This is a genomic window from Brevibacillus sp. RS1.1 (assembly GCF_013284365.1).
In the GTDB taxonomy this organism is placed as follows: Bacteria; Bacillota; Bacilli; order Brevibacillales; family Brevibacillaceae; genus Brevibacillus; species Brevibacillus brevis_D.
This window is the reverse complement of sequence record NZ_JABSVA010000001.1, coordinates 272812-287846: the sequence shown is the minus strand read 5'-3', so window position 1 is coordinate 287846 and position 15035 is coordinate 272812. Positions and strand designations below refer to the sequence as shown.

At 48.3% G+C, this 15035-nt stretch carries 4 protein-coding genes; all 4 read left to right on the top strand.

The features are described from left to right. Window positions 1-5 precede the first annotated feature (5 nt). The 4 genes from edeN to edeK are packed head-to-tail and all read left to right on the top strand — an operon-like array spanning window position 6 to window position 15028. A complete protein-coding gene (gene edeN / locus HP570_RS01160; protein WP_173625118.1) occupies window positions 6-6524 on the top strand; it encodes an edeine non-ribosomal peptide synthetase EdeN in 6519 nt (2172 codons plus the stop codon). 15 nt (window positions 6525-6539) lie between these two features. Beyond that, complete coding sequence (locus HP570_RS01155) at window positions 6540-7703, top strand: pyridoxal phosphate-dependent aminotransferase (RefSeq protein ID WP_015891491.1); 1164 nt, start codon at window positions 6540-6542, stop codon at window positions 7701-7703. Between the two features lie 17 nt (window positions 7704-7720). Beyond that, the gene (edeL, locus tag HP570_RS01150; RefSeq protein WP_173624660.1) at window positions 7721-11011 is read left to right on the top strand and encodes an edeine non-ribosomal peptide synthetase EdeL; all 3291 of its coding nucleotides are present in this window, start codon (window positions 7721-7723) and stop codon (window positions 11009-11011) included. A gap of 33 nt (window positions 11012-11044) precedes the next feature. Further along, window positions 11045-15028 (top strand): edeine non-ribosomal peptide synthetase EdeK, encoded by a 3984-nt coding sequence (gene edeK, locus HP570_RS01145; RefSeq protein WP_173624659.1) that lies wholly within the window; start codon window positions 11045-11047, stop codon window positions 15026-15028. Window positions 15029-15035 lie beyond the last annotated feature (7 nt).

The window sequence follows — 15035 nt, the reverse complement described above, 5'->3', positions numbered from 1 at the left end:
TTGTGATGAACAAGATCGACAAAAACAATATAGCTGACATTTTGCCGTTAAGTCCAACGCAGGAGGGTATGCTGTTTTACTATCGACTCCAAAAGGATTCCAATCTGTATTTCGAACAGCATCGACTAACCCTTCGTGGCAAGTTTCAGCTGGAGTTGTTTACGCAGGCTGTTTCGATGGCGTTTGAGGCCAATGAAATGCTTCGTACGGTTTTTCGCTGGGAGGGGCTTCAAGCCCCTGTCCAGCTCATTCTCAAGCAAAAGACATTGGAGATTCCTTATTTCGATTGGAGCGAGTTACCGTCCGGAGCGCGTGAAAGAAAACTGTCTGCCTTGCTGTCACAGGACAAGCAAACACCTTTCACGCTTGAGTTGGGCAATACCATTCGCATCCAAGTAGTAAGGATGGAGTTGTATCGTTATGAAGTCATATGGTCATTTCATCACATTCTCATGGACGGATGGAGCTCTGGCATTCTCCTAAGAGAGATATTTACGGCATATGGACAATTATGCTCGGGGCTGTCCCCTGCAATCAAACAAAAGGCGAAATATAAGGAGTATCTGCGTTTTCTCAAAGAAGCATCGAAAGAACATTCCTTATCGTATTGGAAAGATTCCTTACAAGGAATTAACTCGCCTACACCGCTTCCCTATATGCGGGATCGTAACGAAGAGCGGAAGTATTCTTCTTATCATCTTCAGCTTAGTCGAACGCTGACGGAGACACTAGAGGAAACATCCAAGCGTTACCGCGTGACAATCAGCACATTGTTGCAAGCCGCATGGGGTATTTTGCTGCAAAAATACAGCGATACGCGGGATGCTCTTTTTGAAGTGGCCTACGCCGGACGTCCTGCCCATCTCACCGGAGTAGAGGAAATCGTCGGCCTCTTCATCAAGACGTATCCGCTCCGGGTCAAACGGACAGAAACGACAACAGTCAAAGATCTGCTGGGTGTCATGATGGAAGAGCAGCACCAGATGGCCCCGCACTTGTACGTGCCAGCAGTTGAGTTGAAAAACTGCTCAGAGATGGACGTACAAACCCCTTTGACGCATAGTTTGTTCGTTTTCCAAAACTATCCGATCGACAAGACGCTGGCTGGATTGGAACTTGATTTCGAGCTAGAAAATATTACTTCACATGAAACAACCGACTATCCATTGGTGCTGGAAGTAACACCAGGTGATGAATGGACAGTCCATGTCAACTACCAGGCATGGAAGTTTCAAGCAAAGGAAATCGAACGCCTGGCGCTTCACTATCAGAGCCTTCTCGAGCAGATTGCGGCTGATCCAGATCAAGAAATTCGTGACCTTACCTTGCTCAGTGATCATGAGCGGCACGAGATGATTGAGGAACAGATGAAAGTCGTACCAGTTCCGAGTAACTACTGCGTGCACGAGTTGATTGATCAAGCGGCAGAAAAAACACCGGATGCAGTTGCGCTTGTACAAGGAAAGCAGACAGTGACTTACAAGGAGCTACAAGAGCAAGCCAATCGCCTGTCTTGCGCTCTGCAAAAGGAGGTGACAGATGCAGGTAGACCGATAGTTATCATGTGTGATCGTTCCCCTGAAATGATTACTGCACTGCTAGCTATCCTCAAAGCTGGGTGTTACTATGTCCCACTTGATCCAGACTTGCCGAAAGCGCGAATTGAACAGATCGTAAGCCAGATTCAGCCTAGTCTGATCGTGACAGAGGGCAGCTATCTGGAACTCGTTGCTGACTTGCAAACAAGGGTGTTTCGTCTGGATGAACCAGCTTGCTGGGCACAGGAATTAACACAAATACCACAGCGAAAAGCGACGCCTTCGAGTACCGCATATGCCATCTTTACTTCTGGTTCAACAGGTACGCCAAAAGGTGTGCGTGTAAAGCATGATCAATTAATCAACGCTCTTTGGTGGCACATTGAATTTGTTGGGTTCGGAGAGCAGACGAGAACGTTGCAGATCGCCACATTGACTTTTGACGCATCGGTTGTCGAGATTTTCTGCACACTCATCAGCGGTGGGACCCTTTGCTTGTTGCAGCGACATGAAAACAAATCCCCGCAAAAGCTTGCGGCTGCCATCGAGAGCCAACAAGCAAACGCGATACTCGTCGTCCCTACGATGTATCACGCTTTGCTTGACCACGCGGCTGATGGATCGCTGGATTCGATTCAAAAAGTGTTGTGTACAGGAGAGATGTTATCTTCTTCGTTAGTGGAACGACATACAGCCCTTTTACCTCAAGCGCAGATGTACAACTTGTATGGTCCGACGGAAAATAGTATCTCGGCATCCGGGTATTGTGTACCGCGACAAGGGCCTTTTGAAAACCCGCTTCCGATTGGACATCCGAGTTACAACGTTCGTGTTTTTCTTCTGGACCAAGATTTTCACCTGTTGCCCAAAGGGGTAATAGGGGAAATGTACGTTGGCGGGATGGGAGTAACGGAAGGTTACATCGCTGACGAGGAAAAAACCAGAGCGTCCTATATCCTGACCCCGTATGGCAGGCTTTATCGTACAGGAGACTTGGCTTGCTGGACGGATGAAGGACATCTGCAATATTTTGGCCGCAAGGATTTCCAAATCAAGATTCGTGGCAACCGCGTTGAATTGGAGGAAATTGAAGCTGTCCTGCGCCGTCAGCCTGGTGTCCGGGAAGCAGCGGTAGTGGCTATTCAGGAGTCAAAGCGCGATCCTTATCTGGTTGCATGCTTGGCCGCGATGCATCCGATTGAGGAACACGTTCTGAGAGAAGCAGTGCTGACTTATCTGCCTGACTACATGCTACCTGCCTTTTTCGTCCATCTTGATGCCTTGCCTCGGACTCAGAGTGGAAAAGTAGACAAGACTGCCTTGCAACGTCTGGATTACACGCAGTATCGCTCGGGAAAGGAAGAGGCCCCGGCAGATGAACTTGAGCAGCAATTGGCACAAATATGGCGAGAACTTTTGGCAGTCGAAAAAGTAAGCGTGCACGATCATTTTTTCTCGCTAGGAGGCCACTCGCTGAAGGCTGCTCAACTAGTGACCAGATTGCAAAAAGAGAGAAAAACGGACATCACAATCAAGGATGTATTCCAGAACCCGACCATTCGACAATTGGCTGATCGCATCAGAGGTAGACAGGCGATATCTTACACGCCGATTGATCGGGTCAGTCAAGCTGAGAGATACAGGGCTTCTTCTTCCCAGAAACGAATTTTCGTGATGCATGGAATAGAAGGGGAAAGCACCAGCTACAACATGTCGGGTGTAATCGCGGTAAACGGTCATTTGGATGTAAGTCGAGTGAAACGTGTATTTAAGGAAATCATCCAAAGGCATGAAGCATTCCGTACTTCGTTTACAGTGCAGGATGGGGAAGTGTATCAGTACATCAGCGACCATGTGCCATTTGAGATCCAAACGATGCATAGCGATGGCAGGACATTGGACGAAGTAATGGAGGACTTCCGGCAATCTTTTGATTTGACGAAAGCCCCTCTCCTTCAGGTTTGCCTAGTCGAGGTCACAGCCACTCAGCATTACCTGCTGTTCAACTCTCATCATATTATTTTGGATGGCATTTCACTGAATGTATTAATGGAAGACTTCGCTAGAGTGTACGTGGGTGAAGAGCTGCCTGCACTGCCTATTCAATACAAGGACTACGCCGACTGGCAGTGGCAGAAGCGGGGGAGCGAGCAGTGGAATCAGCAGGAAAAATATTGGGTGGACACCTTTAGCGACCGAGTCCCGCTTATGGCTTTTCCACTGGATTACCCGCGTCCCGCTGTTAAGACATTCCAGGGCGATCACCATACGTTCTTCATTACTGATTCTACGTACGGTGATTTGCACGCGTTTGCCAAGCAGAACGAAGTGACTGTCCATGCTGTTTTGATGTCGGCATATTACGTGTTGTTGATGAAATACACGTCTCAGGAAGATTTCGTTGTCGGTTCACTGGTAGCTGGACGAAACCACCCCGATTTGGAACGAATCGTCGGTGTCTTTATCAACTTCCTTCCGATTCGCAATCGTCCTCGTGCCGAACTCGTGTATACCGATTTTGTACAAAAGGTTCAGCGCAGTCTGTTCCTGGCCTACGAACATCAGGAGTATCCGTTTGAAGAAATCGTTGCTCGTAGCGCTGCAGGCATCCAGCAAACGCAAAATCCATTGTTTGATACGATGCTGATCTTCCATAACCAACGGGAGCAAGAAGTCAGGTTTACATTGGGTGACGTGCAGTTTGAAGAGGTTCCGCACGAATCCAAAACATCGAAGCTTGACTTTAAGCTGGATATTACACCACTCGCTGATCAATTCAGATGCGTGCTGGAATACGATACCCAGTTGTTTAAAGCGGAGACTATGGAAGGCTTTGCTGACAACTATTTGCGTGTACTCGCAGCGCTTCTGAAGCAACCGAAGCAGCGATTGGATGATGTTGACATCGTACATCACCAAACAGAAAAAGAGAGCGTGATGAACCGCCTTCATCATGTCGGAATTGCCGTTCCAGAACTGGGTCCGGCTCAAATCATGTATGGCACTCTCGGGTTTGATGCGAGCGATTCCCTGCAAGATCCAGAACAGAACGTGTATCTCTCGATGTGCATGAAACCGGGAAGTGTACCAATCGAGCTGATTGCGCCAGTCGATGAAACCTCACCTTGCGTTCGTTTGTTGGAAGAGAAGGGGACGGGACCATACCATCTATGTTATTCTATTTCCAATATTAATCATTTTTTGAAAAGGTTAGTTGATTCTGGATTCAAATACGATTTGGTCAGCGCTCCTAAGCCAGCGGTGCTTTTCAATCATAGACTCGTTGCCTTTCTCTTTCTGGAATCGGTAGGCTTGATTGAACTTGTAGAGAGCGAGGATATGAAGCTTGACGAATGGCAAAGCAGCGATCAGCGGTCTGTTGTCCGTTTGCTTACGCCAGATGCTAATCAGGCACTGTCGTTCTTTACATTCCTAGGCTACCGTGTTCACGAGAAATATCTGGATCGGCAATCGCAAGCGAGTATCATCACACTGGGCAAAGCGAGTGAGAGCAGTATCCAATTAGTCGAGCCTCTTATGGAACACTCGCAAGAACAACGGGCGCTCATGAAAAATGGTTGTGGTGTTTACCAAATAGAGGACAGGGTAGCGAATCTGACTGAACGGATCGATACACTGATTGCGTGTGATATCCCCGTTTCTTTTGCAGACCGGGCAGGACGTAATCTGCTCCTGACAGATGCCCCCTACCTACTTTTAACCGACGGGAAATCAGCCGCCGAAAGACCTAAGCCGATTCTAGGCGAGTTTCATTCGGAAGCTACGCCCATCTATTCCTTCGTTCAGGAACGTTTGCTGAAGCAGGAACAAGAAGAGGGGATTGTGGCTGTCAGATGTTTTGACATCGAGCTTCGAAGCAGAATCGAACCGTCATATATGCAGCAAGCATGGCAAGCTCTCGTGCGACGTTTTCCACAGCTGTTGCCACTAGGCTTATCCGAACCGATTCCGCTTGCGTTTTGGGATTTACAGGAGAAAAGCGAGGCAGAGGCAACGGTATGGTTGCGGGATCGATTAATTGCCGAGCAGAAGAGACCGTTTGAGCATCATGCAGGAAGTTTGGCTCGATTTGAACTGATAAAGTTGGCAACTGATCACTATCGGTTGATTGGAAGTCTACACAGCTCCATTAGTGATTGGCGAGGCATCGGACTTCTTCTGGAGGAATGGGAGGCTCTGTATCAGACGATTGAAGAAGGGCATGAACCTTCTACGGAAGAACAGCCTCACTACGAAGAAGCATTCGCTGTTTGGCAGAAAAAAATGCTTTATTACGGACATCTCGAGGCCGAGCGCCACGAGTGGTTGGCAGCAGCAAATCTACATTCTGCTCAACCCTTTGGTACAGGAGGGGTAGCAAAGCGACAAGTCGAGCAGTATATCGACCCGATGAGTCACGCTGATTTACTGCATGTAGCTGCTCAGTCCAATCAGGAGCTGGGCGACATCTTACTTGCCTCCTACCTGCTGTTGCTTCGACAGGTCACCCAATTGTCTAGTTTGACGCTTGGGGTAGTAACGACGAATCGGAAACAAGATGTGCTGGAACATACGCTTGGCAACTTTGACAACATCGTACCGCTCACGATCGATATGCAGGCGATCAGTTCGTTTTCACAATTATTGGATCAAACGAAGCAAATACATGCCCGGATGCAAGGGCTCGCGTTGTATCCGTCAGAGCACTGGCAAGCGACGACGAACATGGAATGGCCGACACTTTTTGTCAACCAGACGATTCCGTTCAAAGCTCAGTCAACTGTTTGGAAACGTGAAGTCAAACGATCAGTCGAGCCAGAGATGGCCGGAAGCCCATTAGTTCTCCAAGTAGCAGAAACTTCGGAAGGTATCCATGTCGTTTTTACCTTTGATCCAGCTATGCTTCAGACGGCATATGTTGAATCGCTTTCGGATCGCTATGTGAAAATCCTAAAAATGTTAGCAGAAAAATCCAAAATAAAGTAAAAGGGGTAGGAGAATATGGAAATCAGATCCTCAATTAATTTTCACGACGAGCGCTTTTTGATGTTTGTACTGGACCAGATGGCAAATGAGCTTGAGAGAAACGGTGGAGAAGCGATCCGCATGACTCTTGGGAAGTCAGAAATGCCGCTGCATCCAGAAATTATCAATTCCATGCAACAGGCGTTGAACAGCTTTGAAAAATATTCGCTCGTATATCCAGGTGGTCTGCCTGAGCTGAAAGATAAGCTCGCGACCCACTATCAAACAAAATACGATGTGACAATCAAGCCGGAAAATTTCGTGATCAGTGTCGGTACCAGCACACTCTTCCGTAACCTGTTCTACCTCTTGCTTAAAGAGGGTGATGAAGTGTTGCTGCCACTTCCGTACTACTCGCTTTACCATTTCTGCGCGCTCTTAGTCGGTGCGAAAGTTCGTTACTACAAAATTGATATGGATACATTGAGACTTGATGTGGATTCTTTCAAAGAGAATTTCACAGACAAGACGAAAGTGGTCGTGATCAACACGCCAGGTAACCCGTTGGGAAATATTCTTACAAGAGAGGAATTGTATACGATCGACAGCATCGTAGACGGCCGTGCGGCTATTATCAATGACGAGATTTATGCGAACACTTACTTCGATGACGAGTGCGAATCCGTGATGCAGCTGAAAAATACCAAGTCTACCTTCATCACAACGGATGCGTTTTCCAAAGCGTATCGGATGTATAGCAGACGTGTCGGATACGCGATCGTACCAGATGAGCTGGTGCAACCACTGACGGTCATTCAGCACCACACACTGCTCACAGCTGACCCGGTCGTACAATTCGGGGCAATGGCTGCGCTTGATTACCAGCATGAAGTTGATCATTTAGTCCAACTGTATAAAGGTCGTCGGGACTACACGATAGACGCTTTCCAAAATGTACCCGATGTCCGTGCTCTGCCAGCGAGAGGCAGCTTCTACTTCACGCTTGATTGCGAAGCCTTTATGAAGAGAAAAGGCATCAGCACCTCGCTTGAGTTGGCTACACAAATTTTCGAAGCTACACATGTGGCGACTGTACCGGGTTCTGACTTCGGCATCCCGAACACACTGCGCCTCTCGTACTCTGCCGCGAAGTATAACGAGGGAATTAACCGTTTGCGGGAATTTTTCACCACCACCTAAAAAGGGGAAGAGTCGCAATGAATGGACGTATGCAGCTCGATCTGGATCTGAATGAGTTTAACCTGCTCACTGATGATGAAGCGAACTTGTTAACTCGAGTCAATCAGACAGACAAACCTTATCGCAACAAAGTGACAATCGCTGAACTGTTCGTCCGGCAAGCAGAAAAAACGCCTGATAGAGTCGCTGTGGTAGAGGCGGATCGAGAAAGAACATACGCAGAACTACACGCGGAAGCAAACCAGCTAGCCCGTATCTTAAAAGATGCGGGTGTGGTTCCTTCGCAACTCGTAGGAATTCTCGCAGACAGGAGCTCCCGTATGGTAGCGGGAGTTCTTGCCATCCTCCAAGCGGGTGGGGGATACGTCCCGGTTGATCCGCATTATCCCCGAGCTAGAATTCGGTATCTTTTGCAGGATAGCCGCTGCAAGGTGCTTGTAACAGAATCCATCTATCTGGATGAAATTATACCGGATCTACCTGACAGCATCGAAACGATCATTTGTTTGGACGAGACTTCCTTCCAGCACGAAGGATACAAGGTCTATACAGCGTCCGACATTTGCCGCCAAAAGGATGAGGCGATAGCTCCGGCAGGTTCAGAGGATGATGTTGCGTATGTCATCTACACATCTGGTTCGACCGGTGCACCGAAGGGCGTCATGATTACGCACAAACAGGTCTTGAATACGTTGTTTTGGCTGGAGGAGACTTTTCCGTTAAGCGAGACAGACGTTGTTGCCCAAAAAACCTCGATTTCTTTTACGGATTCGGTGTGGGAATTGTTTTGGCCGCTGATAGTTGGATCAAAGCTGTCTATTTTGAAAGAGGAAGACGGAAAAGATCCGGGAGCGTTGTATGACTGGCTCCGGGAGCAACGCATCACAGTCACGCAGTTCGTTCCAGCGATGATGAATGTGTTTCTGGCGCATGTGCATTCTCGTAAGGAGCCAGATCCATTGCCCAATTTGAAGTGGGTATTTAATGGAGGAGAAGCACTGACCGCTAATCTGGTTCGCGAATGGAATCGACTGTTCCGTGTTGCGCGAATCGCGAATATTTACGGGATGACAGAATCAGCGATATACGCTTCCGTCTTTCTTTGCACAGAACAGCCTGCTGAAGAAACACTCAGAATTCCTATTGGTGTTCCTATTGCCAATACGCATATGTTCATCCTTGGTCAGACGGGGGGAATTTGTCCCCCTGATGTCAAGGGCGAGATTTGTATCGGAGGAATTGGCATCACCGATGGATATTTAGGCAAGCCTGATTTGACTGAGAAAGCTTTTACGTATCATCCCATTACCGGCGAGCGCCTTTACCGTACTGGAGATGTCGGTTTGCTCAGTGAAACGGGAGTTTTTGAATATCTGGGGCGGATGGACGATCAGGTTCAAGTGCGCGGCTATCGTGTGGAACTAAAAGAAGTTGAACGCGCCGTCCTTCAGCATCCCGCTGTAAATCAAGTAGCTGTTTTGGCTATGGCTGATCAAATGGGGCTAACCGAGCTGGCTTGCTACTATGTTGTGCAAATGGACGGTGTTCAGCCGGATGAGCTTCGCGCGCACCTGCAGGAGTGGCTCCCTGAATATATGATCCCGAGTTACTTTATGGAATTGTCGGAGATGCCGCTTACCCCGCATGGAAAGATCGATCGTAAAGCTTTGCCTGCTGTAAAGCCAAGTGCTAGTAGTGAATACGTACCTCCAGCAAATCCTATCGAACAAAAGCTGGCTGAGTTGTGGGCGGATGTCTTACAGCTTCCATCCCCTGGTGTACTTGATCACTTTGTCGGACAGGGAGGACATTCGCTCAAGGCCATTCAGCTTTTATCCAGGATTGAAAGTGACTTTCAAGTGAAGCTTTCCATGCGTGACCTGTTTGATGCTCCAACGATTCGTGGTTTGGCGAATCGGATCACAGGCAACCTCCAAGAGATGGAGCAAAAACCGATAGTCATGCTTTCTAATCAGGAATATTACCCTGTCACACGTGCCCAAGAGCGGCTTTACCTGTTGTGGCAGTTGGAAGAAGATGCTACCAGCTATCATACACCGGGAGTTATGCGGATCACCGGTTCCCTTGATTCAGGGCGTCTCCAAGACGTTGCAGATCAACTCGTCGCACGACATGAAGCCCTGCGAACTTCGTTTCATCTGCTGGAAGGTCAGGTGAGGCAAAAAGTACACAGTGACTTGTCTGTAGAAATCGAGATATGGGAAGCAGACGAGGAAGCTGTGGAAAAGACAATCGAAAGCTTTTTTAGGCCATTCGATTTAAAGCAAGCTCCCTTACTTCGTATCGGCTTAATTAAGCTCTCATCAGAAGATCATCTGTTGATTTTCGACATGCATCATATCATTTCAGATGGCATTTCCAAGTCCATCTTGCTTGAGGAATTTTGTTATCTCTACCAAGGACAGGTGTTGCCGGAATTGTCGGTACAAGCCAAGGAATTCGCTTGGTGGCAATCAGAACAAGCTGCCGAAATCGGTTGGGCCGAGCATGAAGCCTACTGGTTGGAGGCATTTTCCAAGCAGCCGCAACCGCTGGCAATCCCGACCGATTATCCTCGCCCACAAACCATGACATTTGATGGAGACGAGTTGTTGACTGAGCTGTCTAGAGAATGGGTGGAAAAGCTCGACGCGTTTACCCGTCAGAGTTCTACGACGCTCTACATGCTTCTGTTGGCCGTCTATTCTGTTTTGTTATCGAAATACAGCAATCAGGAAGACATCGTCGTAGGCTGCGACATGGATGGTAGACAACGTGCGGAGTTTGCCCCTGTTGTCGGAATGTTTGTTAACACCTTGGCCTTGCGAAACTGGCCGAAGAAAGAATTGACCGTCGAAGAGTATATCGGGCAGGTACGCCAAAACGTGCTTAGCGGTTTTGAGCATGGAGACTATCCATTCGATCAACTCGTAAGCCAGATTCAATTGACTCGGGATCCAGCAAGGAACCCGTTGTTTGACGCCATGCTGACCCTGCATCATGCAGCGGAGCAGCAAAAAGTCAGCCTCGATCAAATCGAGTTTGCACCGTACGAGTTCAGACGCAAAGCTGCCATGCTCGATCTAGCTTTGGAAGTGGTTAAAGCTGAGGATCACCTATGCATGCATTGGCAATACAACACGAACTTGTATCAAAGAAGAACAATCGAGAGGATGGCTCAAGACTTTGTCATTCTTCTGGAGCAAATGGTAGCCCACCCGAACCGAACCATCGGACAACTTCAGATCGGTCATGGAGTAGTACAAGTAGCACAGGGACAAGTGGACGACGATGACTTTGCTTTTTAAGAAATACATGACGGACAGAAAAGAGGGATTGGCTTGACAACGATAACGGCACAAAACATCTTGCTGGCCAGTGGGCAGTTTGATCGCGAAAAAGACTATTGGATGGAGAACCTCTCTCGAGAGTTTCATTCACTCGACCTTCCAACAGACTCTCGGGCCTCGTTTCAGCGTCAGTCTGAGCTTCGTGAGATGACCATCGTGTTTCCGGACGAACTGAGCAAGGCGCTGATTCATTTGAGCAATGGTTCGGATCAACGTTTGTTCATGGCTTTGCTGAGTGGATTTGGCATCCTGTTGTCCAAATACACGGGACATCAGGACATATGCGTTGGAACGGCTATCTTTCGTCAAACAGAGCCGGGTGAGTTCTTGAATAAAGTGCTGCCTCTGCGTCATCAGGTACTCCCGGAATGGAGCATCAAGGAGCTGCTGCAAGAAGTTCGGCAGACCTTAAAGGCCGCTGTGGAACATCAGAACTACCCAATCTTGCGGTTGATCGAGGAACTGCAAGTACCACAGCAGGGGAACAGCACACCGTTCTTTGAGGCGACTTGCTTGTTGGACGTTCTTCATGATCAGGACAGCCTGGAGCAGGTCTCGAGTGAGTTGCAGCTCCTCTTTTCTAAAAAGGGGAACTCGCTCGAATTACTTGTGCGTTACGTCGGGCAAAGATACCAACTCCCCATGATGGAACGGATGATAGAGCATTTGGTCCGTATCTATCAGGTTATCGTAACCCTACCAGATCAGAAGATCGCGGAGATCGCGTGCTTATCTGAGGCAGAGGTACGGGAGCTAGTTCTTTCATTCAACGACAACCGGATTGATTTTCCACGCGATCAGAGCTTTGATCGCCTCTTTGAGGAGCAGGTAAAAAAGACGCCTCATCGCAAAGCGGTGACAGACGGTAAATCAACGTTAACCTATCAGGAATTAAACGAGCGAGCCAACCGACTTGCGCGCCATTTTATCCAGCAAGGATTACGACCTGGCACGAAAATCGGTATCTATATGAAGCGTAACGTGGATACGCTTGTTGCGACTCTTGCCGTGTTCAAGGCAGGAGGAGCCTACGTACCGATTGATCCAGACTATCCGCAGCATCGGATCCTGTATATCGTGCAGAAGAGCGAGATTGCAGGGTTAATCACTCAGCCTGACTTGCTAGATGGGTTGGAGCCGATTCGAGCATCCTCACCTGAACTGAAGTATTTCTATGTTTTTGGTCAATCTGATCAATTAATAGAGTCACTTTCGGGAGAGGACATCGATCGGGAGAGTGCGGGAACAGACTTGGCATATATCATCTTCACATCGGGTACGACTGGACAACCGAAAGGCGTAATGGTGCACCATCGCGGAATGATTAACCACATTTTCGCTAAAATCAACGATCTGTCCCTCTGCGAGGATGATCTTGTCACACAAACGGCTTCGCTTTGCTTCGACATATCCGTTTGGCAATACCTGGCTGTTCTGCTAGTGGGTGGCTCTGTGCTGGTGATCGATACAGAGACGGTAATGGATACGCAGGCTCTTCATAACGTACTCCGTTCCAACCACGTTACCGTCGCTGAAGTGGTACCGTCTCTGCTCTCCGTACTGCTTGATCTCGTTCAAGAATGGCCCAACTCCGAACGTAGCTTCCCTGATCTGCGGTGGATGGCCGTGACAGGAGAGGAGTTGCCTGCTCCTCTGGTGCGACGCTGGTTTGCCAGCTATTCAGAAATTCCTTTGGTGAATATGTACGGGCCAACGGAAGCATCTGATGATATTACGCACCACATTATTCGGGAAATGCCCAGTGATCAGCAGATTGTGGTTCCCATCGGCATACCGATCCAGAACACTCATATTTACATACTCGATCAAAATCAGTGTATCTGCCCGCGAGGCGTAAAAGGAGAAATAGGTGTGGCCGGTCCGGGGGTTGGTTACGGCTACTACAAAGATGACGAACGAACGCAAAAAGTCTTTGTAGCAAATCCGTATGCCAGTTGGATAGATGACCCAGACTACCAAGTCCTCTACCGAACGGGTGATGTAGGCCGGATCACGGAGGACGGATATATTGAGTACTTCGGGAGAATGGACAATCAAGTCAAGATTCGGGGTTACCGAATCGAATTGAGTGAGATTGAACAGGTGATGCGCAGACATCCAGCGGTTAAGGATGCAGTGGTCTTGGCGCTTTCAGAGGAAACGGGTGCAAAGTACTTATGTGCCTATGTCGTTCCCCAAGAGGAATTTTCCGCACGAGATGTACGTGAGTATCTGCTTACTGTGCTTCCGGAATACATGGTGCCGATGCACTATGTAAAACAAAACGTATTACCACTTACGCCTAACGGAAAAGTGGATAGAGGGGCTTTGCCGAAGCCTGGCATACAGGATCGCATAGACACATCTATTTTGGTGTCAGCGACAACCGAGACGGAAAAAGCTCTCATACACATCTGGGCGCATGTGTTACAGCTCGATCCAAACACAATCAGCACTCGGGACAATTTCTTCGCTCTAGGGGGGCACTCGTTAAAAATCAACGCGGTGGCTGCGCAGGTTGCACAGCAGTTTGGCGTACAGCTTCCACTGCGAACGATGTTTAATCACCCAACAATTCAGGAGCTTGGCAACGTGATTGATGGATCAGACAAGACGATTATGAAAAGACGATTCTCAGTCGAAGCCAGATCGTACTATCCTGTTACGGCTGCCCAGCGAAAGTTCTTTATTCTTCAGCAGTTGAACCCGGCTGACACAAGCCTTCACATTACGGCTGCCCGTTTCATCGAGGGCGAGTTGAGCCGTGAAAAGGTAGAACATGCGTTTCAAGGATTACTTGACCGCCATGAATCTCTTCGTACCTCGTTTGATTATAGAGATGGGCAAGTCGTTCAAATTGTACATGATTCGTTAGTCTTCCGTTTGGAAGTGAGCGAAGCAAGTGAAGAGCAGTTGGAGGCCAGCCTGGCAACGTTTGTACGGCCATTCGACTTGCGTCAAGCACCTTTGCTGCGCGCGGGGCTAATCAGGATTGCACCAGAAAAGCATCTGTTGTTGTTCGATATGCATCATATCGTTTCAGACGGTGTATCCATGGATATTCTCGTAGAGGACTTTGTTCGTCTCTATGCAGGCGTGACACTTCCTGCATTGGAAGTTCAGCAAAAAGAGTTTGCTGTTTGGCAGGAATCTGCACTTGAGTCAGGGGAGCTTCAAGCTGACTATTGGGCAGACTTGTTTACCAGCCCCGCTCCACTTCTATCGATTCCGACTGATTACGAAAGACCAGAATCTCTTACGTATCCTGGTGAAACGATTGAGTTCGAGATATCGGTAGAGGAGAGGCAGCGGTTGCAGGAGCTGGCAACGCAGGAACATACGACACTTTACATGGTGCTGTTGTCGGTTTACAACATATTGCTTGCAAAATACAGCGGCCAGGAGGATATCGTTGTCGGAACTCCTGTAGCTGGGCGTAAATTTGCAGAGTTTGATGAAGTCATTGGGATGTTTATCAATACCATTCCCCTCCGCAATTATCCAAAAGGCGAGAAAACCTATCGCGAGTTTCTTGCGGAGGTCCGCGAGCATACGCTAGCCTCTTTTGAACAAGCGGATTACCCGATTGATCTGTTTGTCCAGACTCTTGGTCTTGAGCCAAATACAGGTCGTCAACCCCTTTTCGATACGATTTTCGTCCTACAAAACATGGACAATCCGGAAGGGGAACTAGAGCTTGAGGACATGATCGTCAAAAACTATCCACTGCAAAACAATACGGCTAAACTTGATCTTCATCTGGCGGCTTATCCCGTTTTCGACAGACTTATATGTAAGCTGGATTACCGCAGTGATCTGTTCCGAAGAGATACGATGGAACAGTTTGTGAGTGACTTCAAAAGCTTGTTGCAGCAGGTGATGGAAGATCCGCAGCGCCTCCTGCAAGACTTTGAATTGACCCGTGAGGTAGCCCTTATTCAAGCACAGGGCGTCGATTGGGATTTTGAATTTTAGAGCAAGC

Coding starts and splice junctions, on each gene's coding strand:
- edeN (WP_173625118.1), top strand. CDS start 6: ATGAACAAGATCGACAAAAACAATATAGCTGACATTTTGCCGTTAAGT.
- HP570_RS01155 (WP_015891491.1), top strand. CDS start 6,540: ATGGAAATCAGATCCTCAATTAATTTTCACGACGAGCGCTTTTTGATG.
- edeL (WP_173624660.1), top strand. CDS start 7,721: ATGAATGGACGTATGCAGCTCGATCTGGATCTGAATGAGTTTAACCTG.